The organism is Ruegeria sp. YTSC002, from assembly GCF_059609845.1.
Map to the genome: position 1 here is coordinate 21,303 of NZ_JBXWML010000013.1, position 24,359 is coordinate 45,661.

Below are 24,359 nucleotides of genomic sequence, written 5' to 3' on the forward strand. Positions count from 1 at the left end.
GACGCGTTCAATTGGCCGAGCGCCACACCAGATGGCGCAGAGCTGGACGAGGCAGAGGAAAGAGGCGAAAGGCAGGAAAATGGGCGGATTTTTCGGAGGAATGGTCGCGGGCGCGATCGTTGTTTTGATCTTGGGCGCGGTCGTGTCTCTCAAGACGCCGATGGTGAATACCCCGGTTGTCGCAACCGAAGCACCGGCACCGACGATTTCTGAAACGCCCGAAGCTCCGGCTGAAGTGGCTGAGGCCGGTTCTGACGCCGATCTGGTGGAACTGGCCCCGCGTGCGCCAGAAGCCGCCGATGACGCCAGCGAGGATCTTGCCGATCTGTCGAGTCTGGAAACATCAGTCGATTCCCAGCCAGTTGTCGGCGCCGCAACGGACGAATTGATCCAACCGGAATCAGCAGATGCAAATGAAGTGTCATTCGTGATCGAAGCACCCGCCGCCCTGCCAGAGCCAAGTCAGGTTCCCGCGATTCAGCCAGACGATGTGCTGCCTGCGGTCATTGATGAAACACCGGCCCCGCCAGCAGAGCCCGAAAACACCGAGATGGCCGCGCTTGCGCCCGAACCGGATCCTCTGCCACAGGCAGCGCCAGAACCGAAGGCAGAGTCGACAGAGGCCGAAGAACAGAACCCCTTTGAAAACAGCCCGATTGCCGTGGAAGGCGATGAAGACACCATGCCACGTGAACTGCCGCGCATCGCTGCGCTGCCCCAGATCGGGGGTGAGCAGAAAGCAAGTGCCAGCTCGATCATCGGGAAACGCGTCGTACCGTTGACGGAACGCGATGATGAACCCGTCGTGGAACAGGCCTCGGCAGAACAGCCGAAATCGGCCAAGCCGATCGAGCGTTTTGCGGCAAAGTTCGAAAACCCCGAATCCAAACCGCTGATGTCGATCATTCTGATTGATGACGAGGGTTCATTCGGGTCCGAGGCGTTGCAGGACTTTCCGTATCCGATCAGCTTCGCCGTGAACCCATCGGACCCTGATGCGGCAGAAAAGATGGCACGTCATCGCAAGGCCGGGTTCGAGGTGCTGGCACTGGCGGATCTGCCCGAGGCGGCAAGTGCACAGGACGCCGAGGTGTCGCTGTCGGTTTGGCTGGATACCCTGCCGGAAACGGTTGGTATTCTGGAAGGTGTGAACAGCGGGATTCAGGGCAATCGCAAACTGGCCGATCAGGTCGCCGCGATTGCTGCGGGAACCGGTCGTGGGCTGATTACGCAGGACAATGGGCTCAACACCGTGCAGAAACTGGCGGCGCGAAACGGAATTCCGTCCAGTGTCGTTTTCCGCGATATCGACGGCGCACGGCAGGACCCCAAAATCATGCGCAGGTTCCTGGATCAGGCCGCTTTCCGTGCCGGTCAGGAAGGGACAGTGGTCATGCTGGGGCGCGTGCGTCCCGAGACGATTTCAGCCCTGTTGCTGTGGGGGCTGGAAGATCGGGGCAACCGCGTGGCAATGGCTCCGATCTCGGCAGTCATGATGAAAAACGTGCAGTGACCAGTGCAGAAAGCAACGAAAAGGGGCGGTGATCATCTGATCGGCCGCCCCTGTTTTTTTTTAGCCGTTTCCGTTCCCGGTGAACCGGGCGGCGTCAGCTGCTGCGCGCCGTATGGCGTTGGATTTATGAACGGTTTCCATAAACTCGGCTTCGGGATCGCTGTCGTAAACGACGCCACCGCCGGCTTGGATATAGAGTTTCTGATCTTTCACGATGGCCGTGCGCAGGGCGATGCACATGTCCATGTCGCCGCCCGCGCTGAAATAGCCGACGCCGCCGCCATAAACGCCGCGTTTTTCAGGCTCCAGCTCGTCGATGATCTCCATCGCGCGCACTTTGGGCGCGCCCGAGACGGTGCCCGCAGGCATCCCGGCAAAGAAAGCGTCCAGCGCGTCTTTGTCTTCGGCCAGTTCGCCCACCACGTTCGACACAATGTGCATCACGTGGCTGTAGCGTTCGATGATGAACTCTTCGGTCGGGCGTACTGTTCCGATCTTTGATACGCGACCGGTATCGTTGCGACCCAGATCCAGCAGCATCAGATGCTCGGCCAGTTCTTTCTTGTCGGCCAGCAGATCAAGCTCATTCGCCTTGTCTTCTTCTGGCGTCGCGCCTCGGGGGCGGGTGCCTGCGATGGGGCGAATGGTGACTTCATTGCCGAACACACGCACCAAAATCTCGGGGCTTGCGCCCACGACCTGGAAACCGCCGAAGTTGAAATAGAACATGAAGGGTGACGGATTCGTGCGCCGCAAGGACCGGTAGAGAGCAAATGGCGGCAGCGGAAAATCCTGCGTCCAGCGCTGAGCCGGAACAACTTGGAAAATGTCACCCGCGCGGATGTATTCCTTGGCCTTTTCAACCGCCTTCATATAGCCGGACTTGGTGAAGTTCGACACCGGTGGGGCGACTTCGCGTGCGTCACCCAGATCGCGGGTTTCTGCGGGCATGGCACGTTCCAGATCGCGGACCGCATCCATTACACGCTCAGCCGCCTGCGCATACGCAGCTTTGGCCGATTGACCGTCACTGGCCCAGGCGGGTGACACCACTGTTACCTCACCCTTGACCCCATCCAGCACCGCGATGACAGACGGGCGCAGCATGATTGCATCGGGCAGACCCAGGGGATCGGGGTTCACATTCGGAAGGTGTTCCACCAGCCGAACCATGTCATATCCCAGATACCCGAACAGCCCGGCAGCGGCCTGCGGCAAGTCATCGGGCAATTCTATACGGCTTTCGGCCAGAAGCGCCCGCAGGTTGTCCATCGGGTTACCATCCTGAGGCGAGAACGCCTCGGAATCGAAACGGGCCGAGCGGTTCAGCTCAGATGTTTCGCCGCGACAGCGCCAGACCAGATCAGGTTTCATACCGATGATCGAATAGCGGCCACGCACCTCACCGCCTGTCACCGATTCCAGCATGAACGCGTCTTTCTGCGCGCCCGTCAGCTTGAGCATCAGTGACACAGGTGTGTCCAGATCGGCGGCCAGACGGGTGTAAACAACCTGGTTTTCGCCCGCTTCATAGGCGCGCGCGAAGGTTTCGAAATCGGGTGTCAGGGCCATATCGGTCTCGTTTAAAAGCTCGCCTGCACGGCGTTCAGAGCCTGCTGATCCACGACGGGGCGCGCCCGGGTCTGGGCATCACGTACGTAGGCGTTGAAAATATTCTGTGCCAGAGCCTGATCCATCTGTGTGCTCAGGGCATCATGCAACTGGCGCAGTTCATCCGTATCCGCCGGCGGCAGGATTTCGTCCAGACGCACAATCCAGGCCGCACCGTTGCCGCCAATAACGCGCAACTCGCCCGGTTCCATGGCGAATACTTCGGTCATGAAATCGGCGGGAACGTCATCCAGAAACGCGGTGCGGGTCAGGGCGTTTTCGACGCGGAAGGGCAGACCGGTCGCGGCAAAATCACCGTCAGTTGCCAGTTGGTTCAGAATGGCATCCGCCTTTTCCCGCAGGGCTTTGTTGGTCTCGGCCTGTTGCCAGGCCGCGGCGACACGGTCGCGCGCGCTCTCCAGCGGTTCCGGGCGGCGCGGCAGAACCTCGTCCAGGCGCAGGGCAAAAATTGACCCGTCTTCGAGGAAGGCAATTTCAGGGAAATCCCCTTCCTGCACGGCTTCTGCGGCCGCTCGGAACCCGTCATAGGCCGCAACGCCTTCGTCGCTGTCACGGGTCCAGTCGATCTGACCCAGTTCCATTTCGGTTTCTTCCGCCAGTTCTTCCAGAGTGGCACCGCCCGCCAGCATGTCGTTGATATCTTCGGATTGCGCCTCGATCAGACGGCGGGCGCGTTCAGTCGCCAACTCTTCCCGAAGTGCCGGCTCGGCCTCGTCATATGGAACACTGTTCGCGGCCAGTGATCCGTTGACACGGAACAGGGCCGGACCGAACACCGAAGGCAACGGGCCCACGACAGCGTCAAGCTCGGCCGCAAAAACGGCGTCCGCAGCTTCGCCCAGATCCTCACGCGTCACGTCGCCCAGATCGATGTCGTTCAGTTCCAGATCGCGATCCCGAACCAACTGTTCAAAGGTCGTGCCGCCAACCTCGAGCTGCGCCAAAGCGTCCTTGGCGGCCTGTTCGCTTGGGAAGTTCAGACGTTCAACCAGACGGCGTTCGGGTTGGTTGTATTCGTCGGACCGTTCTTCATAAAGCTTCCGCAACGCGTCTTCGTCGATTTCGACCGTGTCCACCAACATTGCAGGCGACAGAATCGCATAAGTCAGCTGCTTGGTGCGGGGCAGGGTAAACTGATCTCCGTTGTCATCGTAGAATGCCTGGATCTGCGCGTCCGTTGGTTCGGCCACAGGTGTGTCCAGTGCTTCCGCCCCGACAGTTGCGACCGTAAAGCTGCGCCGCGCGCCGATGTAGTCGACCATCGTGTCCGTCATCGTTGCGGGCATTTTCACGCCGCCCATGATAGCGCCCTGCACGATGGTTCGGGCGGATTCCTTGCGCAGATCGGATTCGAATTCGGAATCGGTCATGCCGACCTGTTCCAGCTGAAATCGATAGGATTCACGGTCAAAAGTTCCGTTGACACCCTGAAACGCCGGGATCGAGATGATCTCTTGCTGAAGGTTCTCATCGCCGATGGAAATCCCAAGCTGACGGACCTCGTTGTCCAGCGCTGCCAAAGCGGTCAGGCGGGCAAGGGCGTTTCGATCCAGACCCAGCTCGCGCGCTTGCGACATCTGCAAAGGCTGCCCGGATTGTGCTTCGACCGCTCGGATTTCGCGCTGCAATTCGCGCACATAGTCATCGACCGAGATGCTTTCGTCGCCGACTTGCGCAACTGTGCGGATCGTCCCGCTGAGGTTGACCGCGCCAAATCCCGCAAGGCCCAGCATCAGCAGGCCCATCAGAATCCAGACAAAGGTTTTCGAAAGACTTTTAGCGCCTGCGGCCATGATGCCCTCTTGTTTTTTTGGCAGAGTTCTGCCCTGTCGGTTGCGGCCCTGAATACGACGCACACCGCCGAGGGGCAAGCTTAGAAGGACAGGTCCTGCAACCGGTCGAACAATTGGCCCAGCCCGGCCCGATCCAGATTGGCAAAAGCAATGCGTACCTGCCGTTTTCCAGCCGGGTCATGATCGGGCATGAACATGGTTCCGGGCAACAGCAGCACACCGGCTTCGCTGACCAGACGGCGCGCAAGCTCGTCTGACGACAGGTCGAACGGATGTTCGAGATAGGCAAAATAGGCGCCAAGTCCCAAAAGCCGCCAACCCCGGGTTTCAAGCGCCGGCATCCCTTCTGCAATGGCTGCGCGGCGGTCAAGAATTTCATCGCGCTCGCCGGCCAGCCATTGCGACAGGTTTTGCATACCCCACAACGCAGCGAACTGGCCGATCTGGCCGGGGCAAATGGCGACAGTATCCAAAAATTTCTCGACCTCGGACAACAGCTCCGGGCTTGTCGCGATGGCGCCAACCCTGTGGCCCGTCAGACGATAAGCCTTGGAAAAAGAGTACAGGTGGACAAGCGTTTCGTCCCATCCGGGTTGTTGAAACAGATCATGCGGAGGGCCGCTGCGGCTGTCGAAATCGCGATAGGTTTCATCGACGATCAGGCGAATCCCGGTTTCACGGGCCAGGTTGTAAAAGGCCCTGACAAGTTCGGCAGGGTATTCGATGCCGCCCGGATTGTTGGGCGTGACCAGTGCAATGGCGCGGGTCTTTTCCGTAATCAAACCGCGCGCACGCTCTGGATCGGGTAGAAGGTCATCGCCGGTCGGCAGGTCCACGGCTTGTACTCCTGCCATGTCCAGCCACATTTTATGGTTGAAATACCATGGGGTTGGCAGAATGACCTCATCGGCTTCGCCGGTGATCGCCGATATCACGGCCGAAAACGCCTGATTGCAGCCTGATGTGATGGCGATCCGGGGTGAATCTACCTGCGCTGCATAGTGAGAACTGATCTGCGCCGCCAGTTCAGCGCGCAGATCGTCATTGCCCAAAACCGGGCCATAAAGATGCGCGCTGTCTTCCCGAACGGCGAACTCGGCCATGGCCTGCCGCAAGGCCAGCGGCGGCGGATCGACCGGGGCCGCCTGGCTTACGTTGATCAACGGGCGGTCGGATGGGAAGGAAACGCCCTCGACCCATCGGCGCGCCTCCATCACCGGAGGTGCGAACGTTGCGGCGGTACGGCTGAGCGTCATGTGCGGTCTACTGTTCTGGAATCAATCGGTGCCGCGATACGGCTCGACATATTGAAGGGCCATATCCCATGGGAAGAAGATCCATGTGTCCTGGCTGACCTCGGTGATGAAGGTATCCACCATCGGACGGCCCTTGGGTTTGGCGTAAACCGTTGCGAAATGCGCGTTCGGGTACATTTCCCGCACCAGTTCCAGCGTCTTTCCACTGTCGACCAGATCGTCGATGATCAGAATACCGGTTCCGTCGCCCATCAGGTCGGCGTCCGGAGATTTCAACACCTCTGCTTCACCCTGTTCCTGATGGTGGTACGAACGCACACTGATCGTATCCACCGTACGGATGTCCAGTTCGCGGCTGACGATCATCGCAGGCGCCATGCCGCCGCGGGTGATCGCGACAACACCCCGCCAGTTGCCATCATCGGGCCCTTGCCCGTCAAGACGCCAGGCCAGTGCACGCGAATCGCGATGAATCTGGTCCCAGCTGATGTGAAAGCCTTTTTCGTGGGGCAGGCGGTCCTTGGCGCTCATGTTCTTAACCTTTTTCCATGTCCGGGGCGTCAACGGCCTTCATGCCGACGATGTGATACCCGGAATCCACATGCAGGTTTTCACCGGTTACGCCGCTGGACAGATCCGACAGAAGATACAGCGCCGAGTTTCCGACATCGTCAATGGTCACGTTCCGACGCAAGGGAGAGTTATATTCGTTCCACTTCATGATATAGCGGAAATCGCCGATGCCGCTGGCGGCCAGGGTTTTGATCGGACCGGCCGAGATCGAGTTCACGCGGATGCCATCCTTGCCCAGATCCTCAGCCAGGTATTTGACCGAGGCCTCGAGCGCGGCCTTGGCGACGCCCATGACATTGTAATGCGGCATGACCTGTTCAGCGCCGTAATAGGTCAGGGTCACAGCGCTGCCGCCCTCGGACATCATCTTTTCAGCACGCTGCATCACGGCCGTGAAAGAATAGACCGACACATCCATCGTCAGTTTGAAATTCGCGCGACTGGTGTCGACATAGCGACCGCGCAGCTCGTTCTTGTCGGAAAAGCCAATGGCGTGGACGATGAAGTCCAGCTTGCCCCATTTCTCTTCCAGCGCTGCAAAGAGCGCGTCGATGGATGCTTCGTCACTGACGTCGCAGGGCAGAACGATTTCGCTGCCCAATTGCGCCGCCAGCGGGTCGACACGCTTTTTCAAAGCCTCGCCCTGATAGGAAAAGGCCAGCTCGGCCCCGGCATTCGACAAGGCGCGGGCGATTCCCCATGCGATTGATTTGTCATTGGCCAGTCCCATGATGAGGCCGCGTTTGCCGGCCATCAACTGATTTGACATGTTCGGTTCTCCGCCTGTCTTCGCGTTATGTTGAGTTGGTTTATGCCATTGGTTGCGTTGCATCAAGGCCGTGCGCTCTTGCCCGCAGCGGGTTCTCGCCTTAGGTTCGTCGTTAATACTTTCCAGGGGATGGAAATGACCGAGCGTGATGGCATCTTTGCTGGCTCCGATCCGTTTGAAATAGCGGCCCGGTGGTTGGCTGAGGCTGAAGAAACCGAAATGAACGACCCGAATGCGATTGCGCTTGCAACCGTTGACCCGGATGGCTTGCCCAATGCACGCATGGTGTTGCTAAAGGAAATCGAAGCGGACTCGTTTGTTTTCTATACAAACTACGAAAGCGCCAAGGCCAGGGAACTGGACACCGCCGGAAAAGCTGCATTTGTGATGCATTGGAAATCTTTGCGGCGTCAACTTCGCGTTCGTGGTACAATAAGTCGTGAAAACGGGCCCCAGGCAGATGAGTATTATGCATCAAGGTCATTGAAAAGCCGGCTGGGCGCGTGGGCTTCAAAGCAGTCGCAACCGCTTTCGAGCCGGACAGCTTTGATGGCAGAAGTCGCGAAAGTGACGGCGAAACTAGGGCCAAATCCGCCGCGTCCGCCATTTTGGGGCGGGTACAGATTGACGCCCACCGAGATTGAGTTCTGGGCCGATGGAGCGTTCCGCTTGCATGATCGGTTCAGATGGCAACGAATTGAGCCGGGATCGGCATGGCATGTTGAAAGGTTGAATCCATGACGTTCACGTGTCGTGAAATGCAACAAGCAGAAAACAAACGATTTTTTCAGCTTGAATTTGCCTGCCATTCCCCTAAACAACAAACCCTTAACGAACTGTTGATATTCGCGATGGGAAAACCGTGCCAGAAGACCTGAACAACATGTACCGCGTCCGTGGACACGTAAAATGGTTCGACCCTGCCAAGGGGTATGGCTTTGTTGTGTCCGAAGAGGGCGGCCCGGATATTCTGTTGCACGTGAATGTTCTGCGCAACTACGGCCAGAGCTCGGTCGCAGACGGTGCCAGCATTGAAATCATGACACATCGCACGGACCGGGGGGTTCAGGCGGTCGAGGTCATCGCGATTGATCCGCCGGCGCGGACCGACTCGATGATGCTTGCTGATTTCGCCGAGCTGGATCCGGAGGTCATCGCAGAAGCGCCGCTGGAAGCCGCACGGGTAAAATGGTTCGACAAGGGCAAAGGTTTCGGATTTGCAAATGTCTTCGGGCGCGGCGAAGACGTATTCCTTCATATCGAGGTGTTGCGCCGTTCGGGGCTTGCCGATCTGCAACCAGGTGAAGCACTGGCCATGAGGGTGATCGACGGCAAGCGGGGTCGGATGGCCGCGCAGGTTCTGGCCTGGGAAGCGGCTTTGGACAGCTGAACCGGATGAAACGGCTTCGGATACTCTTGACCATATTCTTAACGTTGTGGGCAGGAGTTGCCGCTGCCGCATGCAGATCCGACCGTGTCACGCTCAGAAATGACAGTGCGACGGTGCAATTTGACGTGGAAATCGCCGTTACACCGCAAGAGCGATCCCGCGGTTTGATGTTTCGCGAATCGTTGCCGGCTCGATCCGGAATGTTGTTCGTCTTTGACCCGCCGCAGCCTGTTGCCTTCTGGATGAAGAACACCCTGATCCCGCTGGATATGATTTTTCTGGATCGCACCGGTTTGGTGACTCGTGTGCATGAAGGGGCGATTCCGGGTGATCTTACGCCGATTGAAGGGGGCGATTCCGTATTTGCGGTGCTGGAAATCAATGCAGGATTGTCCGCGCGCTACTCCATCGGGCCCGGGACACAGATGAAGCACGAAATTTTTTCGCAAGGACCTGCAATTTGGCCCTGTTAGGGCTTTTCAAATCAGAACGGCATCGTTAGGAAGGCGCACGGTCCGGGGCGTGGCGCAGTCTGGTAGCGCACCTGTTTTGGGTACAGGGGGTCGTAGGTTCGAATCCTGCCGCCCCGACCATTTCCATCAAGCTAATTCGGCGAGCCACCCATTGACTGGTAGAGCTCGCTGATGGCTTGGTTCAGAACCTTGCTTTCAACCGGAACTTCGACCGCCGCACCGGATTTTTGCGGGACGTGAAAGAAAACACGCGCGTCCACGCGATACCCTGCGCTTGTCTTCGTCGACGTCAGGCGCATGACGCTTTGGGGCAGGTCCTGCGGATGACCGTCATAGTTCAGAATCAAATAAGCTGTGGCCTTTGGGGGCAGGAACTCACTGCATTCAAAGATTTGGTTCCCGGTTTTACTGAAAGACTCGCCTGGGCCCGAGCAACTGGTTTCGAACGTATCGAACAGTCGTTGAGGGAAGGAGTCGAACTGTGCGCTGCGTGATGGGATGGGCACATCCTGTGGTGCGCACGCCACGATGCAGGCTGTGGCCGGGATAAAATGAAACAACTTCATTCGCTTGAACTCCCTCGCTCGTGGGTAGACCGTTCGGCACACGGTGCGGGACAGTTTGCCTGGGCGGTATTGATTCCCCTTCAGGGTAACCAGCATGTCATTGGTTGATCAAATACCGATAACTATGCTGGTAAAAACGGGAATTCATTTTGAGAATTCAAAACATCGGCGGAAATACGCCGTGGATGAAGCTGTGGAGGAATCGCGGCCTGCGCGCAGAAGACTTTACGCAACCATCAGGTCAACAAAAAAGATTTGGAAAATGACCGAAAAAGGGCGTTGACCTTCTATGGGAACATACGTCAAATTGTATGGGCCAACGAGATTGCCACAATATCTGGTGTATAATCCGGAAAAGGCAGCGGGCGAGGGTCGGAAAAGCACAATCGTTTTACGTGCGGTCGCATTTGCGGCTTTGCGCTGTCTCAGACAGCGAACAGTACCTTTTTGCGTGCGTCTCAGGGCGTTGTGGGCGACACCCCGCAACACAAGATTTGGTGTCGGGAATCGGAAATTGAGCTGTATTAACCAGGGCTGCGGACATGAAGATTGAAAGAAAATTCACCAAACCGGATCAGGACGCCTATGCGGAACTGAATTTTGTGTCTGCAACGTCTGAAATCAGAAATCCGGACGGCACAATCGTTTTTCGTCTGGATGACATCGAAGTCCCCTCCAGCTGGTCGCAGGTCGCAAGTGATGTGATTGCGCAGAAATACTTTCGCAAGGCGGGCGTGCCCACCAAGCTCAAGAAAGTGAAGGAAAAAGATGTTCCCGAGTTTCTGTGGCGCTCGGTTCCCGCTGAAGGCGCCGAGTTCGTAGGAGAAACTTCCTCGAAGCAAGTGTTCGACCGTCTGGCCGGAGCCTGGGCCTATTGGGGCTGGAAGGGCGGCTATTTCTCGACCGAGGAAGACGCGCGCGCCTATTTCGACGAGATGCGCTTTATGCTGGCGACCCAGCGCGCGGCGCCGAACTCACCGCAGTGGTTCAACACGGGCCTGCACTGGGCTTACGGGATCGATGGCCCGGCGCAGGGGCACCATTATGTCGATTACAAGACCGGCAAACTGACCAAATCCAAATCGGCCTACGAACATCCGCAGCCGCACGCGTGCTTCATCCAGTCGGTCGATGATGATCTGGTGAACGAAGGCGGCATCATGGATCTGTGGGTGCGCGAGGCGCGCCTGTTCAAATACGGCTCGGGAACCGGGACCAATTTCAGCCATCTGCGCGCAGAGGGCGAGGCGCTGTCGGGCGGCGGCAAGTCCTCGGGCCTCATGGGCTTTCTCAAGATCGGCGACCGCGCCGCCGGCGCGATCAAATCAGGCGGAACGACCCGTCGGGCAGCAAAGATGGTCATCGTCGATGCGGATCACCCGGACATCGAGCAATTCATCCAATGGAAGGTGATCGAAGAACAGAAGGTGGCCTCGATCGTTGCCGGATCGAAGATGCACAAGAAGATGCTGAACGGCATTTTCGAGGCCATCCGATCTTGGGATGGATCTGCCGATGACGCCTATGATCCGAACAAGAACGACGCGCTGAAGAAGGCGGTTCGTGGAGCGAAAAAGGTCGCGATCCCAGAAACTTACATCAAGCGCGTCTTGGATTATGCCAAGCAGGGCCACGACAGCATCGAGTTCCCGACCTATGATACAGACTGGGATTCAGAGGCGTACAGCTCGGTTTCGGGCCAGAACTCGAACAACTCGATCCGCGTGACCAATGCGTTCCTCAAGGCGGTTGAAAAGGATGCCGATTGGGAGTTGATCAACCGCACCGACGGCAAGGTGGCCAAGGTGGTCAAGGCGCGTGATCTGTGGGAAAAGGTCGGTCATGCGGCATGGGCCTGCGCCGATCCGGGCATCCAGTTCCATGATACGGTCAACGAGTGGCACACATGCCCCGAAGATGGCGAGATCCGCGGCTCGAACCCGTGCTCGGAATACATGTTCCTGGATGACACGGCCTGTAACCTGGCCTCGATGAACCTGCTGACCTTCCTCAAGGATGGTGAGTTCCAGGCGGCGGATTACATGCATGCCTCGCGCCTGTGGACCCTGACGCTGGAAATCTCGGTAACGATGGCGCAATTCCCATCGAAGGAAATCGCGCAGTTGTCCTATGACTTCCGCACCCTGGGACTGGGTTATGCCAATATCGGCGGTCTGCTGATGAACATGGGATACAGCTATGACTCGGACGAAGGCCGGGCGATCTGTGGCGCGCTGACCGCGATCATGACCGGCGTGGCCTATGCGACATCGGCTGAGATTGCCGGAGAGCTTGGCCCGTTCAAAGGCTATGAACGCAACGCCGAGCATATGCTGCGCGTCATCCGCAACCACCGCCGTGCGGCGCAGGGCGTGACAGACGGATACGAGAAACTGGCGGTCAAGCCGGTGCCGCTGGATCACGGCAACTGCCCGGACAAGCGTCTGGTCGATCTGGCCATGTCAGCCTGGGATGAGGCGCTGAGCCTTGGTGAGAAAAACGGCTATCGCAACGCGCAGGCCACCGTGATCGCGCCAACCGGCACCATTGGTCTGGTGATGGATTGCGACACCACCGGGATCGAGCCTGACTTTGCGCTGGTAAAGTTCAAGAAGCTGGCCGGTGGCGGTTACTTCAAGATCATCAACCGCTCGGTGCCTTCGGCGCTGGAAAAGCTGGGCTATTCCTCGTCGCAGATCGAAGAGATCGTGTCCTATGCCGTTGGTCACGGCACAATCGGCAACGCGCCGGGGATCAACCACACCTCGCTGACCGGTCACGGCTTTGGCCCGAATGAACTGGCAAAGGTGGACGCGGCGCTGGAAAGCGCCTTCGATATCCGGTTCGTCTTCAACCAGTGGACGCTGGGCGAGGATTTCTGCACCGGCGTTCTTGGCATCCCGGCGACCAAGCTGAACGATCCGACATTCGACCTGCTGCGCCATCTGGGCTTTACCAAGGCGGATATCGACGCGGCCAACGATCACGTCTGCGGAACCATGACACTGGAAGGTGCGCCGCATCTGAAGGAAGAACACTACGCAATCTTCGATTGTGCCAACCCGTGCGGAAAAAAAGGCAAGCGTTTCCTTGGTGTTGACAGCCATATCACCATGATGGCGGCGGCACAGAGCTTCATTTCGGGTGCGATCTCGAAGACGATCAACATGCCGAATGACGCGACCATCGAAGACTGTCAGAAAGCCTATGAACTCAGCTGGTCGCTGGGTGTGAAGGCCAACGCGCTTTATCGTGACGGCTCGAAACTGTCGCAACCGCTGGCGGCAGCACTGGTCGAGGATGACGACGAGGCGGCAGAGGTGCTGGAAAGCGGCTCGGCGCAGGAAAAGGCCGTCGTTCTGGCCGAGAAGGTGATCGAGAAGGTTGTGGTCAAGGAAATCATCCGCAGCCATCGCGAGAAACTGCCGCATCGCCGCAAGGGCTATACCCAGAAGGCAATCGTCGGTGGCCACAAGGTCTATCTGCGCACCGGTGAGTTCGAAGACGGCCAGTTGGGCGAGATTTTCATCGACATGCACAAGGAAGGCGCTGGCTTCCGGGCGATGATGAACAACTTTGCCATCGCCGTGTCGGTTGGTCTGCAATACGGCGTGCCGCTGGAAGAATTCGTGGACGCCTTCACCTTCACCAAGTTCGAACCCGCGGGGATGGTGCAGGGCAACGACTCGATCAAGAACGCGACGTCGATCCTGGATTACATCTTCCGCGAATTGGCCGTGTCTTATCTGGATCGTACCGATCTGGCCCATGTGAAACCCGAAGGCGCAACCTTCGATGATCTGGGCCGGGGCGAAGACGAGGGTGTCTCGAACGTTTCGGAAATCAGCGAAACAGCCGCGTCTAAGTCGTTGGAAGTGCTGAAACAAATCAGCTCCACCGGCTATCTGCGCAAGCGCTTGCCGCAAGATCTGGCGGTGTTCAACTCCGGTCAGGTCGAGGTGAACGGCATGGCTGAACCGGCAGCTTCCTTCGAAGCACCGGCAGCCGAAACGGCGGTGGCCACCGGCATGGACGCCCGCACGAAGGCCAAGATGCAGGGGTACGAGGGCGATCCCTGCGGCGAATGCGGAAACTACACGCTGGTGCGCAACGGCACCTGCATGAAATGCAACACCTGTGGCGCGACAAGCGGGTGTAGCTAAGGACAGCGCCCCGGCACCCCGGGGCGTAGGGGTCGGACGCTGCCCTAGGTAACCGACCCCGACGAATACGAAGAAAGGGCACAAGACTTACCGGATGTCCTTTCTTCACTCGGCCGACATGCCCGTGTTGGCCGGGAACAGGGTGGGGCGGAATATTTGCTCCCTCCCACTCTTTCACGGAACGGGTGCGCTCGTTCCATGCGACGTCCAGGCCGCAGGCAAAAAAACACCGGGCGGTCAACGAAATGAGCCTGGATGGCGAAACTGACAGGGGGCTTCGGCCCCCTTTCTTTTTTTGCGTGGTTGCCCGGATAAGCGCAGTCTTGCCGGATCAGACAAGGCCTTTCGGGCATGTCCCGCCGAAATGGGTCTGGCAAGGTTTTGCCCGGCGGTGCTTCGCGACTCCGACTCGGTCAAACACGCAAGGATTGGCGCGATTTCCTCCCGATCGCGCAAAACGGGTGACGCCTGCGGCTGTTGCGGTGTTTCTGGGGCCTGTCCGGACGAAGACATAATCAATCTATCCAGGAGGCACCAAAATGAAACCGCAGTACTTGATTGGGATTTCCATCGCTGCTCTGACCCTGCCGGGAGTGCTCTCGGCGCAGTCCTCAACCGATGCCAATGGCGATGGCGTTCTGACCATCGAAGAAATCCAGGCCGTGTTGCCCGACGTCGACGCCGACACTTTCTCGGCGATGGACGCAAACGGCGACGGGGCGCTGGATGCTGATGAAGTGGCCGTTGCGCAAGAGGCAGGTTTGCTTCCACCCAGCAACGGGTAAACAAGAAAGGGCGGCCCGACACTCATCGGGCCGCTTTTTCAGATGCTATAACGGCAAGTGAATGTTGAATTTTTCCCGAATCTCTGCGTCCAGAAGCGGGTCGAACCGGGCCGCCGACGGGGTGGACAGGATTTCATTCTTTCGGGCCACTGCCTTTTCAACCAGATCCGGTTTGCCAAGCTCCACCCACTCCTTGGGGGACGAGCGGTCACCAAAGGTCGGATAGACATAGTCGGCCTGCATCCGGCTGAGGGTCGCATCGGTGCCCAGATAATGACCGGGGCCGCCCATGCACACGGATGCGATCTGATCCAAAGCCAGGGTTTCATCGGTCACTTCGATCCCGCGCACACAGCGCAGTGCCTGACCGATCAGGTCGTCGCTGAGAATGAGGCTTTCAAAGCAGAAACCCAGCAGCGAGGCGTGCATGCCAGCGGCTTCATAAACCATGTTCAACCCGGACAGCCCCGCCATCACGTTCGAGCACATCTGTTCCCACCCGGCCTGCATGTCGGGCAGCTTCGAATCTGATGCACCGGCCGCCGCACCCCCAGGCAAGTCGTAGAAACGGTGCATCTGGGCGCAGCCTGCCGTCAGCAGGGCTTGTTCTCCGGAACCGATGGACATTGCGCCGGTCCGCAGATCAAGACCAAAGGGCCAGGTGCCGAAAACTGCGGGTGCGCAGGGACTTACGGCGTTTACATAAACCAATCCCGCAAAGCATTCCGCCGTGGCTTGGGTGATTGCTCCGGCGATGGTTGATGGCGCGGTGGCACCGGCCATACCGGCTGACAGCAACAGCACCGGCATCCCGGCCTTGATGCACTCCTCCATCACTTCGCAGCTTTCAGTGGCGAATTTCATCGGAGGGACGACGAAGCAGTTCGAGTTCGACACGAAAGGTCGCTCGCGATATTTGTCCTCGCCGCCCGCGATCATGTAGATCATCTCCATCGCGGGGGCGACGTGGCTGGGTTCCGTGAAGGACGTGCCGATATGTTTGAACGTTCCCGAACAACTTGCGTAGATCGTGTTCAGGTCCATTTCCAGGTTGTCGGCGATATCGCGACAGACCATGGGGCGTTGAACAAAGTGAATATTGTCAAGCTGTTGGCAGATGCGTGCGGCATCGTGCAAATCCTGAACGGTTGAATCGCGATACTCGCGACCATGCACGTCGACCATGGAAACGGCGGCACCAGCCGTGCCGTAATGTACTTTGGTACCGGTCAGGTCCAGATCGGTTTTTCCATCGCGGCTGTACAATGTGACCTTGCGGTTCGCTTTTGCGATCGTGTCTTCGACAAGGGCACGGGGAAAGCGGATGCGGCCATCGTCGCCCAGTATGCAGCCTGCACCGACCAGATAGTCGATCCCGCTTTGCGGCGCGTCCGCCAGACCAATGGTTTCCAATGCGGTCAGGGCGGCCTCGTGGATACGTTCGATCTGTGCCTGGGTCAGGACATTCAGGACACCGCCTTCCATACCGGGGCGCACGGGGCGCAGATGTTCAGGCAATGCGGTTGCACGGGCAGCGCGACGCGCAGCGCGACCGCCGCTGCGCGATGTGTTGCGGGATTGGTCGTTCATTTGTCTTTCCGATCTGTGAGAGGTGTTTGGGGAACTGGCAAATGGCCGCTTACGGCCGCCCTCTCGCTGCACGCCCCCGGTCCGCACCAATGGTGCGGCTGATCAGGCTGATTTTCCAGTCGTGGTCAGTCATTCCGCCTCTCAACGTTTGGCGCAAGAGTTCCAAAACACGGCGACGCAATCTGTTCTGTTTGCGACCTCAACGGAATTAACTTCAGCAAATATCTGCCCAACGGTCCACTGACGGAATTCTGAGGCAGATTTTCTCCCGCGGTGACAGAAATCTGTTATACTGCATTCACTTACTCTTGAGCTTTGCGTGCAAGGAATTGAACTCTGACAAAAGCGATCCCAGTTGAATTCAAAGCTAGACATGATCTGAATCCCGAGTGAAATCGCGTTGAAACAGACTTTTGAACTTTTTTCTGTCCTGATTGTCGTGGCTCTGACGGCCAGCGCCAGCCCGGTTATGGCAGAGGATTGGACAGGAGGTTACGTTGGGCTCAGCTTTGGGTACGCGGATGCGGATGGACCGGGTGGATCAAGCGGGGACGACACCGCCTTTGGTGCGCATGTAGGCTATGACCAGGATTTCGGGGCTTTCGTTCTGGGCGGTGAACTTGAATACAACCGCCTGTCCCTGAACCTCAGCCAATCTCAGGGAAGCTTGGACAGCATGACGCGTTTGAAACTGCGTGGCGGGTACGATTTCGGCAGTGCGCTGGGGTATGTCGTCGTTGGCGCGGCACGGGCCGAAACATCCGTCGACAGCGATACCGCCGCCGTTTACGGAATCGGCATCGCTTATCCGATTGGCGAGAATTTTGTCATCAGCGGTGAAGCGCTGCGGCAAGACTTCGATGATGTGACCCGATCCACCGGTGGTCTGGAATCCAACGTCTTCAACCTGCGTACAACGTTCCGTTTCTGACAACAGGCTTATTCAGCTGCGTGCTTCCTCGCAAGTTGCGACGCGAATTTGCACAGCGTTTTCAGCGCATCCGCAAAGCGTTCATCCGCCACGGTCATGGCCACCCGTACGTGCCCGGCAGCGGCCTTGCCGAAGCTTTCGCCGGGCATGACGGCAATTCTGTGTGCGTCCAGCAGCGCGTTGGCAAACGCGTCCCCCGACAACCCGGTCGCGCGGATATCCAGCATCAGATACATGGCACCCTGCGCGGGGACGAGGCCTACGGTGTTTTGCGAGGCCAGAATATCCATTGCCAGGGCACGCCGGCGGCGGAACGGGGCGGCGATTTTTTCTTCCAGTTCAACACCCGCGGTCAGCGCAAAGCTGGAGGCGTCCTGTACGAACCCGGGAACGCCGTAGGTGGTGTGGGTCGCCAGATTGATCAGATGGGCGATGACATCCTCGGGGCCGACGACCCATCCACACCGAGACCCGGTCATGGCATGGGACTTGGACATGGATCCAACCACAAGCGTTCGCTCTGCCATGTCGGGCAGCGCACGCGGCGAAATGTGCTCGCCGTCCCAGACCTGGGTGTCGTACACCTCATCCGAAATCAGCCAAAGATCGCGCCGTTTGCAAACATCAGCGACCGCCTCGAGCGATTGACGGGAATAGACCACGCCGGTCGGATTGTTCGGCGTGTTGATCAACAGCGAAACCGCGCCTTCAGCAGCGGCATCGATCCGCTCGGCTTTGGGCTGGAAAGCGCCTTCAGCGGTGGTTTGAACCGCGCGGGCCACGGCGCCAACGCCCCGAATCGTGCCGGGATAGGTGGCGTAGTAGGGGTCGAGATACAATCCGACATCACCGGGATCGCACACGGCCATATGTGCCGCGAACAGGGCGGCTTGCCCGCCGGGGGTGATCAGAACATTGTTCCGAGAGGTCGGAACACCTGTGCGGGTCTGAACCCGAGCGGCGACCGTGTCGCGCAGCAGTTCCGTGCCGGGCACCATCGCGTAACCTGTGTGGCCGTTGCGGGCCGACAGCTCCATCGCCTGAAGAATCGAAGGGTCGGTTCGGGTGTCATGTTCACCGATCGTCAGTTCTGTTACGGCTTGTCCTTCGCTCTGCATCCGGCGGGCGCGATAAAACACGTCCCAGCCATCGCTGCCGCCGCCGGTGATCTGCGTGATGCGTTCAGACAGTTTCATCCCATCGCCCCTGCTTGCCTTGCGCTGAATGGGGCAGAGCAGTGGCCGTTTGTCAATCAGCTTCGCGGTGGCAGCTTCGCCTGAAGCTTTTTAGTCAACGAAGCGCGAACGAGATCATAGGAAACCGTCAAACGATGGCGCAGCTCCTCGGTCTCGGCATCAAACGGCAGGCGGACCCAGCTGCGGTGAAAATAGGGGGCTTTCACCGCGACACCGGCATCAATCACCATCTGAGCCGTTTCCACGTCGGGTGTTTTGACCGACACGCCGTCATTTGCAGTTCCGATACAGGCAAACATCTTGCCGCCAACCTTCCACGCGTCATGACCGCCGCCCCACGGGTCTGACAGCTCGGCTCCAGGAAATTCCTTGCAGATGGAATTGATGAAGTCTCGATCCATGACTGGCACTCTGCCGGACCGGGTGAGCAAACTCAACGCTTGGCTTGGCGGGGTTCCCGTGCTAACCGAGAGGCATGAACCCGGTGACCTGCATCATTATCTGCTGCATTACCTGCTGATTTATCAAGCGGGCCGGTTTCTTTCGTTTTCATCCCTGAGACAAGTTGCTAAGCCCGCGCCAACGCGCAAGCCTTTGCTGTTTTCTAGGAGCCCGACCGATGACGACGATCAAGCTGCACAACACGCGGACGCGGACGAAGGAAGATTTCGTACCGATCGACCCTGATAACGTGCGGATGTATGTCTGTGGTCCGACGGTCTATGACCGCGCGCATCTGGGCAACGCACGGCCGGTGGTGGTGTTCGATGTGCTGTATCGTCTGTTGCGCCATGTCTATGGCGCAGAGCACGTGACCTATGTGCGCAACTTCACCGACGTAGACGACAAGATCAACGCCACGGCGCTGGCCCGCAAACAGGCGGGTGCGGAAGGTACGCTGGAACAATTGGTGCAGGAACGGTCGGATGAAACCATCGGCTGGTACCTGCATGATATGGGTGCTTTGGGCACGTTGGAGCCGAACGAGATGCCGCGTGCGACCCAGTATATCGCTCAGATGATCGCAATGATCGAGGATCTGATCGCCAAGGGCCATGCCTATGCCGCCGAAGGCCATGTTCTGTTTGCGGTGGACAGCTGGAAAGAGAGCTACGGCAAGCTGTCGGGGCGCTCGGTCGATGACATGATCGCGGGCGCGAGGGTCGAGGTGGCGCCCTACAAGAAGAACCCGATGGATTTCGTCTTGTGGAAACCCTCGGACGATGAACTGCCCGGTTGGGAGTCGCCGTGGGGACGGGGGCGTCCGGGCTGGCATATCGAATGCTCGGCCATGAGCTATGAGTTACTGGGCGAGAGTTTCGACATCCATGGCGGCGGCAACGACCTGATGTTCCCGCATCACGAAAACGAGATCGCCCAGAGCAAATGCGCGCACCCGCAGGGTGAATTCGCGCGGGTCTGGCTGCATAACGAGATGTTGCAGGTCGAAGGCAAGAAGATGTCCAAATCGCTGGGCAATTTCTTTACCGTGCATGATCTGCTGGAACAGGGCGTTCCGGGCGAAGTGATCCGCTTTGTCTTCTTGCAGACGCATTATCGCAAGCCGATGGACTGGACCGAGAAGAAGGCCCGTGAGGCGGAGCGAACCTTGCGCAAATTCTACGCGCAGGCCGCGCAAGGGGTTGGTTATGGCGAGCCGCATCCTCAAATCGTTAACTTTTTGGCCGACGACCTGAACACAGCCGGTGCTATCGCCGAGCTCCACCAGCTATCCATCGCTGACGAAGTCGTGGGGTTGCGACATTCTCTGCAATTTTTGGGCTTGTTGGGCAAAGATGTCCCGTCGTGGGCGGACACGGCGTCCATAGACCTTAGTGCCTATGCAGATCGCTTGGCGAAGGCGCGCGTAGCTGCAATGCAAAACAAGGATTTCTCGGAGGTCGATCGACTCAAGGCTGCGTATGTAGCGGCAGGGCTTGAGGTTCGAATGAGCAAGGAAGGTGTCGAACTGGTGCCGGGCGCGGGGTTTGATGCCGCCAAGCTGGAGGAGGTTTGATGACCAGGGAACGCCTCTACCTCTATGACACCACTCTGCGCGACGGGCAGCAGACGCAGGGCGTGCAGTTCTCGACCGCTGAAAAGGTGCAGATCGCACAGGCGCTGGACGCATTGGGGGTGGATTACATCGAAGGCGGTTGGCCCGGCGCCAACCCCACCGACAGCGCGTTTTTTGACGCCGCCCCAAAGACTGCGGCCCGGTTGACGGCCTTTGGCATGACCAAGCGGGCGGGGCGCTCGGCCGAGAATGACGATGTGCTGGCTGCGGTGATGAATGCGGGAACGCAGGCCGTTTGTCTGGTTGGCAAGTCTCATGACTATCACGTGACCGATGCGCTTGGTATTTCGCTTGAAGAGAACACGGAAAACGTTCGTGCTTCGGTGGCACATATCGTTGCGCAAGGGCGCGAGGCGCTGTTCGATGCGGAACATTTCTTTGACGGGTACAAGGACAACCCGGAATACGCGACCGAAGTTTGCCGTGCGGCACTGGAGGCGGGTGCGAGATGGGTTGTGCTATGCGATACCAACGGTGGCGCGTTGCCGTCCGAGGTCGGGCGGATCGTGTCCGAAGTGATCGCGGCAGGCCTGCCGGGTGAACGGTTGGGTATCCACACCCATAACGACACCGAGAACGCAGTGGCCTGTTCTCTGGCGGCTGTCGAAGCAGGTGCGCGGCAAATTCAGGGAACGCTGAATGGTCTGGGTGAACGTTGTGGCAACGCAAACCTGACGGCGCTGATCCCGACATTGCTGCTGAAAGAACCCTACGCCTCGCAGTTTGCAACAGGCGTCAGCCTTGATGCGTTGGCCGGGCTGACCCGAACCAGCCGCATGTTGGATGATGTTCTGAACCGGGTGCCCAGCAAGCAGGCGGCTTATGTAGGCGCATCGGCCTTCGCGCATAAGGCTGGGTTGCACGCCAGCGCGATCCTCAAGGACCCGTCGACTTATGAACACGTGGACCCGGCGAGCGTTGGCAATGAACGCATCATTCCGATGTCGAACCAGGCTGGCCAGTCGAACTTGCGCAAACGTCTGACCGAAGCAGGGCTGAGCGTTGAATCCGGCGATCCCGCATTGGGCCGCATCCTTGAACGGATCAAGCTCCGTGAAGCTGAAGGGTATTCCTATGACACCGCACAGGCCAGTTTCGAACTGTTGGCGCGGGATGAACTGGGGCAACTGCCAGAATTCTTCGAGGTCAAGCGCTACAAGGTCACTGTTGAGCGTCGGAAGAACAAATACAACAAGATGGTCAGCCTGTCCGAGGCTGTCGTCGTGGTGAAAGTGGACGGTGAAAAGAAACTGTCGGTCAGCGAATCCATGGACGAGTCCGGCAACGACAGGGGGCCTGTGAACGCGCTGGCCAAAGCGTTGGCGAAGGATCTGGGTCAATACTCGCAGGTCCTGTCAGACATGCGCCTTGTCGATTTCAAGGTCCGTATCACCCAGGGCGGGACCGAGGCGGTGACCCGCGTCATCATCGACAGCGAAGACGGTCAGGGGCGGCGCTGGTCGACCGTTGGCGTGAGTGCGAACATAGTTGATGCGTCCTTTGAGGCGCTGCTGGATGCGATCCAGTGGAAACTGGTCCGTGATTGTGATCCGCAAAAGGCAGCGGCCGAGTGAGCGTGGTTTTTGATGACGATGTCAAAGCCTGCGCCGCGCTGGTGCAGCGGGCTGATCCTGACCGATTCCGCGCGACGATGGCGGCTCCGGTGTCGGCTCGGTCGGTGTTGTTTCCGGTCTATGCGCTGAATGTTGAAGTCGCCCGCGCTCCGTGGGTGACGCAAGAACCCATGATTGCCGAAATGCGGCTGCAATGGTGGCGCGACGCGTTGCAGGAGATTGCAGAAGGCGCCCCTGTGCGGCGGCATGAGGTGGTGACGCCTCTGTCTCGGGTCCTGTCGCCGCATCTGGCAGGTATTCTGGATGAATTTGTCGCCGTAAGGCGTTGGGATATATATAAGGACCCGTTTGAGGATCAGGAGCATTTTGACGCCTATATCCAACACAGTTCCGGGTCGCTTTTCGTGGCCTCAGCGCAGGCGTTGGGTGCGGCGGAGGAAAGCGTGCTGCGCGATTTCGGGTACGGAGTCGGTGTGGCAAATTGGTTCCGCGCCATTCCCGAACTGGAAAAGCGGGGTCGTGTACCTTTGCTTGATGGCACGACGGGTGGCGTTCAGCAATTGGCCCAAACCGCTTTGGATCGATTGCGCAACGCACGATCAAACCGAGGCGACATAGCGCCTGAGGCGCGTCCCGCGCTGTATGCGGGCTGGCTGGCGGAACGGGTTCTGAAGCAGGCCATCGCCCAGCCCCAGCGGGTGGCGGCAGGAACGCTTGACCCAAGCGAAATGCGTCAGCGCCTGTCCCTGATGTGGACCGTCGGCAGCGGGCGCTGGTGATCAGACGCTTTCGGGATCGGCCGGGCGCAGAACCAGCCACAGCAATGCGCCACCTGCCAGTGTCAGCAAGGGGATCATGGCAAGGTTAACGGCATTCCACCCCTCGATCGCGGATCCGCCCGAGCAGTTCATCAACCCACCCGAGGCCAGCGATGCAAGTGTCACACCGCCAAACACCAGCAGGTCATTGAGGCCCTGCATCCGACCACGCTCTTGCGGTTCATGAGATGCGGCCAGCATCGTGGTCGCGCCGATGAAGCCGAAATTCCAACCAATGCCCAGAAGGACGAGGGCAACAAAAAAGTTCCCCAATTCAACGCCTTGCAGCGCAACCACTCCTGATGCGGCAAGTATGGCCAGGCCCAGAGCGACGATCTTTTCAACGCCAAACCGGGCGATCAGGTGCCCGGTGAAGAAGCTGGGAACATACATTGCCAGCACGTGACTTGTCACGATATCCGCCGCGTCATTGGCCGAAAACCCACATCCGACAACCGCAAGCGGTGTCGAGGTCATGACAAGATTCATCAGCGCATAAGACACCATGGCGCAGATGATCGCGACGGCAATGCGGGGCGTTTTCAACAGCTCGATCCGTGACCGCCCCTTGGGTTCATCAGCCGCAGGTTTCGCAGGCGTCGGAATGTCGAGAAAGAAGAACAGCACCGAACCCAGAACGTTGATGCCGATTACGGCCATATATGTACCCAGAAAAGGGATGACGTAAGCTTCAGACGTCAGCTTCACGATCTGAGGCCCAATGATGGCGGCCGCCAATCCGCCCGCCATGACATATGAAATCGCCTTGGGGCGGAAATCGTCTGAAGCGGTGTCTGCTGCTGCAAAGCGATAGAACCCGTGTGCGCTCATATAGATGCCGGTCAGCAGGCTGCCGACCAGAAAGATGGGGAAGGAACCAAGGAACAGGCCATAAGCTCCGATCAATCCGCCCAAAGCGCCGGCGGTTGCCCCGACAAGAAACCCCACGCGGCGGCCCCATTTTTGCATGATGGCCGAGATCGGCGTGGCCGCCAGCATCGATCCCAGAACGATCAGGGATATCGGCAGGGTCGCCAAACAGGGGTTCGAAGCCAGCGACTGACCTGCAAGCCCGCCGACGATGAACATCATCGGCATCTGCGCGCCCAGTATGGCTTGGGCAGCCACCAGCACGGCCACATTGCGTTTGGCCCGTCGGTCGTCCGGAAGGGTTGAAATCATGGTCATGGGCGAATGGTTATCGGCTAAGTGTTTGAGGCACAACCGGGTTGCATCTGCGTCACATGCGCCTAACGTGCC

At 58.7% G+C, this 24,359-nt stretch carries 20 protein-coding genes and 1 tRNA gene; 11 read left to right on the forward strand and 10 right to left on the reverse strand.

What is annotated here, in order from left to right:
* Positions 1–79: 79 nt before the first annotated feature.
* Complete coding sequence (locus AC2FFD_RS19115) at positions 80–1,513, forward strand: divergent polysaccharide deacetylase family protein (protein WP_496873855.1); 1,434 nt, start codon at positions 80–82, stop codon at positions 1,511–1,513.
* 60 nt (positions 1,514–1,573) lie between these two features.
* Here AC2FFD_RS19115 and trpE read toward each other — a convergent pair whose 3' ends face one another.
* From trpE to fabI, 5 genes are all read right to left on the reverse strand, one after another.
* Complete coding sequence (trpE, locus tag AC2FFD_RS19120) at positions 1,574–3,085, reverse strand: anthranilate synthase component I (protein WP_480684224.1); 1,512 nt, start codon at positions 3,083–3,085, stop codon at positions 1,574–1,576.
* Between the two features lie 11 nt (positions 3,086–3,096).
* Positions 3,097–4,938 carry a peptidylprolyl isomerase gene (locus AC2FFD_RS19125; protein ID WP_496873856.1) on the reverse strand — a complete coding sequence of 614 codons (1,842 nt, stop codon included), beginning with the start codon at positions 4,936–4,938 and terminating at the stop codon, positions 3,097–3,099.
* A gap of 80 nt (positions 4,939–5,018) precedes the next feature.
* Positions 5,019–6,194, reverse strand: coding sequence for an aminotransferase (locus tag AC2FFD_RS19130; RefSeq protein ID WP_496873857.1), 1,176 nt, complete (start codon positions 6,192–6,194; stop codon positions 5,019–5,021).
* A gap of 21 nt (positions 6,195–6,215) precedes the next feature.
* Positions 6,216–6,725, reverse strand: coding sequence for a xanthine phosphoribosyltransferase (gene gpt / locus AC2FFD_RS19135; RefSeq protein WP_170344155.1), 510 nt, complete (start codon positions 6,723–6,725; stop codon positions 6,216–6,218).
* A 4-nt stretch (positions 6,726–6,729) separates the two neighbouring features.
* Complete coding sequence (gene fabI, locus AC2FFD_RS19140; RefSeq protein ID WP_170344156.1) at positions 6,730–7,536, reverse strand: enoyl-ACP reductase FabI; 807 nt, start codon at positions 7,534–7,536, stop codon at positions 6,730–6,732.
* 135 nt (positions 7,537–7,671) lie between these two features.
* On the opposite strand from fabI, the gene pdxH reads away from it, so the two are divergent.
* The 4 genes from pdxH (at position 7,672) to AC2FFD_RS19160 (ending at position 9,519) form a co-directional block, all read left to right on the forward strand.
* Complete coding sequence (pdxH, locus tag AC2FFD_RS19145; protein ID WP_170344157.1) at positions 7,672–8,277, forward strand: pyridoxamine 5'-phosphate oxidase; 606 nt, start codon at positions 7,672–7,674, stop codon at positions 8,275–8,277.
* Positions 8,278–8,419: 142 nt separating this feature from the next.
* Complete coding sequence (locus tag AC2FFD_RS19150) at positions 8,420–8,926, forward strand: cold-shock protein (RefSeq protein WP_174818371.1); 507 nt, start codon at positions 8,420–8,422, stop codon at positions 8,924–8,926.
* Between the two features lie 5 nt (positions 8,927–8,931).
* Positions 8,932–9,399: a DUF192 domain-containing protein gene (locus AC2FFD_RS19155; protein ID WP_496873858.1), complete on the forward strand. Its 468-nt coding sequence runs from the start codon at positions 8,932–8,934 to the stop codon at positions 9,397–9,399.
* Between the two features lie 43 nt (positions 9,400–9,442).
* Positions 9,443–9,519: transfer RNA gene (locus tag AC2FFD_RS19160), tRNA-Pro, on the forward strand.
* Positions 9,520–9,530: 11 nt separating this feature from the next.
* On the opposite strand, the gene AC2FFD_RS19165 is transcribed toward AC2FFD_RS19160, so the two are convergent.
* Positions 9,531–9,965: a hypothetical protein gene (locus tag AC2FFD_RS19165; protein ID WP_496873859.1), complete on the reverse strand. Its 435-nt coding sequence runs from the start codon at positions 9,963–9,965 to the stop codon at positions 9,531–9,533.
* A 542-nt stretch (positions 9,966–10,507) separates the two neighbouring features.
* Between AC2FFD_RS19165 and AC2FFD_RS19170 the strand changes: the two genes are divergently transcribed.
* Positions 10,508–14,128, forward strand: a complete 3,621-nt coding sequence (locus tag AC2FFD_RS19170) for a vitamin B12-dependent ribonucleotide reductase (protein WP_496873860.1) — start codon at positions 10,508–10,510, stop codon at positions 14,126–14,128.
* Between the two features lie 539 nt (positions 14,129–14,667).
* Positions 14,668–14,913: an EF-hand domain-containing protein gene (locus AC2FFD_RS19175; RefSeq protein ID WP_117868858.1), complete on the forward strand. Its 246-nt coding sequence runs from the start codon at positions 14,668–14,670 to the stop codon at positions 14,911–14,913.
* A gap of 45 nt (positions 14,914–14,958) precedes the next feature.
* On the opposite strand, the gene AC2FFD_RS19180 is transcribed toward AC2FFD_RS19175, so the two are convergent.
* Positions 14,959–16,503 (reverse strand): trimethylamine methyltransferase family protein, encoded by a 1,545-nt coding sequence (locus AC2FFD_RS19180; protein WP_496873861.1) that lies wholly within the window; start codon positions 16,501–16,503, stop codon positions 14,959–14,961.
* A 400-nt stretch (positions 16,504–16,903) separates the two neighbouring features.
* On the opposite strand from AC2FFD_RS19180, the gene AC2FFD_RS19185 reads away from it, so the two are divergent.
* Positions 16,904–17,434, forward strand: coding sequence for an outer membrane protein (locus AC2FFD_RS19185; RefSeq protein ID WP_257600797.1), 531 nt, complete (start codon positions 16,904–16,906; stop codon positions 17,432–17,434).
* Between the two features lie 8 nt (positions 17,435–17,442).
* Here the strand turns inward: AC2FFD_RS19185 and AC2FFD_RS19190 are convergent, their stop codons facing one another.
* On the reverse strand, positions 17,443–18,630 hold the full coding sequence (locus AC2FFD_RS19190; RefSeq protein WP_496873862.1) for a pyridoxal phosphate-dependent aminotransferase: 1,188 nt from the start codon (positions 18,628–18,630) through the stop codon (positions 17,443–17,445).
* A gap of 56 nt (positions 18,631–18,686) precedes the next feature.
* Positions 18,687–19,031 (reverse strand): MmcQ/YjbR family DNA-binding protein, encoded by a 345-nt coding sequence (locus AC2FFD_RS19195; RefSeq protein WP_170344164.1) that lies wholly within the window; start codon positions 19,029–19,031, stop codon positions 18,687–18,689.
* A gap of 218 nt (positions 19,032–19,249) precedes the next feature.
* Here AC2FFD_RS19195 and cysS point away from each other — a divergent pair, with 218 nt between their 5' ends.
* From cysS to AC2FFD_RS19210, 3 genes are read left to right on the forward strand one after another with little or no spacing between them, the layout of a single operon-like run.
* Positions 19,250–20,647, forward strand: a complete 1,398-nt coding sequence (cysS, locus tag AC2FFD_RS19200; protein ID WP_496873863.1) for a cysteine--tRNA ligase — start codon at positions 19,250–19,252, stop codon at positions 20,645–20,647.
* Complete coding sequence (gene cimA / locus AC2FFD_RS19205; protein WP_170344166.1) at positions 20,647–22,281, forward strand: citramalate synthase; 1,635 nt, start codon at positions 20,647–20,649, stop codon at positions 22,279–22,281. Before cysS ends, cimA begins: the two co-directional genes overlap by 1 nt.
* A gap of 2 nt (positions 22,282–22,283) precedes the next feature.
* Entirely contained in the window at positions 22,284–23,060 is a 777-nt protein-coding gene (locus AC2FFD_RS19210) for a phytoene/squalene synthase family protein (protein WP_257600848.1), read from the forward strand.
* On the opposite strand, the gene AC2FFD_RS19215 is transcribed toward AC2FFD_RS19210, so the two are convergent.
* Positions 23,061–24,287 (reverse strand): MFS transporter, encoded by a 1,227-nt coding sequence (locus AC2FFD_RS19215; RefSeq protein ID WP_480684242.1) that lies wholly within the window; start codon positions 24,285–24,287, stop codon positions 23,061–23,063.
* Positions 24,288–24,359: the final 72 nt, after the last annotated feature.

Coding starts and splice junctions, on each gene's coding strand:
- AC2FFD_RS19115 (WP_496873855.1), top strand. CDS start 80: ATGGGCGGATTTTTCGGAGGAATGGTCGCGGGCGCGATCGTTGTTTTG.
- trpE (WP_480684224.1), bottom strand. CDS start 3,085: ATGGCCCTGACACCCGATTTCGAAACCTTCGCGCGCGCCTATGAAGCG.
- AC2FFD_RS19125 (WP_496873856.1), bottom strand. CDS start 4,938: ATGGCCGCAGGCGCTAAAAGTCTTTCGAAAACCTTTGTCTGGATTCTG.
- AC2FFD_RS19130 (WP_496873857.1), bottom strand. CDS start 6,194: ATGACGCTCAGCCGTACCGCCGCAACGTTCGCACCTCCGGTGATGGAG.
- gpt (WP_170344155.1), bottom strand. CDS start 6,725: ATGAGCGCCAAGGACCGCCTGCCCCACGAAAAAGGCTTTCACATCAGC.
- fabI (WP_170344156.1), bottom strand. CDS start 7,536: ATGTCAAATCAGTTGATGGCCGGCAAACGCGGCCTCATCATGGGACTG.
- pdxH (WP_170344157.1), top strand. CDS start 7,672: ATGACCGAGCGTGATGGCATCTTTGCTGGCTCCGATCCGTTTGAAATA.
- AC2FFD_RS19150 (WP_174818371.1), top strand. CDS start 8,420: ATGTACCGCGTCCGTGGACACGTAAAATGGTTCGACCCTGCCAAGGGG.
- AC2FFD_RS19155 (WP_496873858.1), top strand. CDS start 8,932: ATGAAACGGCTTCGGATACTCTTGACCATATTCTTAACGTTGTGGGCA.
- AC2FFD_RS19165 (WP_496873859.1), bottom strand. CDS start 9,965: ATGAAGTTGTTTCATTTTATCCCGGCCACAGCCTGCATCGTGGCGTGC.
- AC2FFD_RS19170 (WP_496873860.1), top strand. CDS start 10,508: ATGAAGATTGAAAGAAAATTCACCAAACCGGATCAGGACGCCTATGCG.
- AC2FFD_RS19175 (WP_117868858.1), top strand. CDS start 14,668: ATGAAACCGCAGTACTTGATTGGGATTTCCATCGCTGCTCTGACCCTG.
- AC2FFD_RS19180 (WP_496873861.1), bottom strand. CDS start 16,503: ATGAACGACCAATCCCGCAACACATCGCGCAGCGGCGGTCGCGCTGCG.
- AC2FFD_RS19190 (WP_496873862.1), bottom strand. CDS start 18,630: ATGAAACTGTCTGAACGCATCACGCAGATCACCGGCGGCGGCAGCGAT.
- AC2FFD_RS19195 (WP_170344164.1), bottom strand. CDS start 19,031: ATGGATCGAGACTTCATCAATTCCATCTGCAAGGAATTTCCTGGAGCC.
- cysS (WP_496873863.1), top strand. CDS start 19,250: ATGACGACGATCAAGCTGCACAACACGCGGACGCGGACGAAGGAAGAT.
- cimA (WP_170344166.1), top strand. CDS start 20,647: ATGACCAGGGAACGCCTCTACCTCTATGACACCACTCTGCGCGACGGG.
- AC2FFD_RS19215 (WP_480684242.1), bottom strand. CDS start 24,287: ATGACCATGATTTCAACCCTTCCGGACGACCGACGGGCCAAACGCAAT.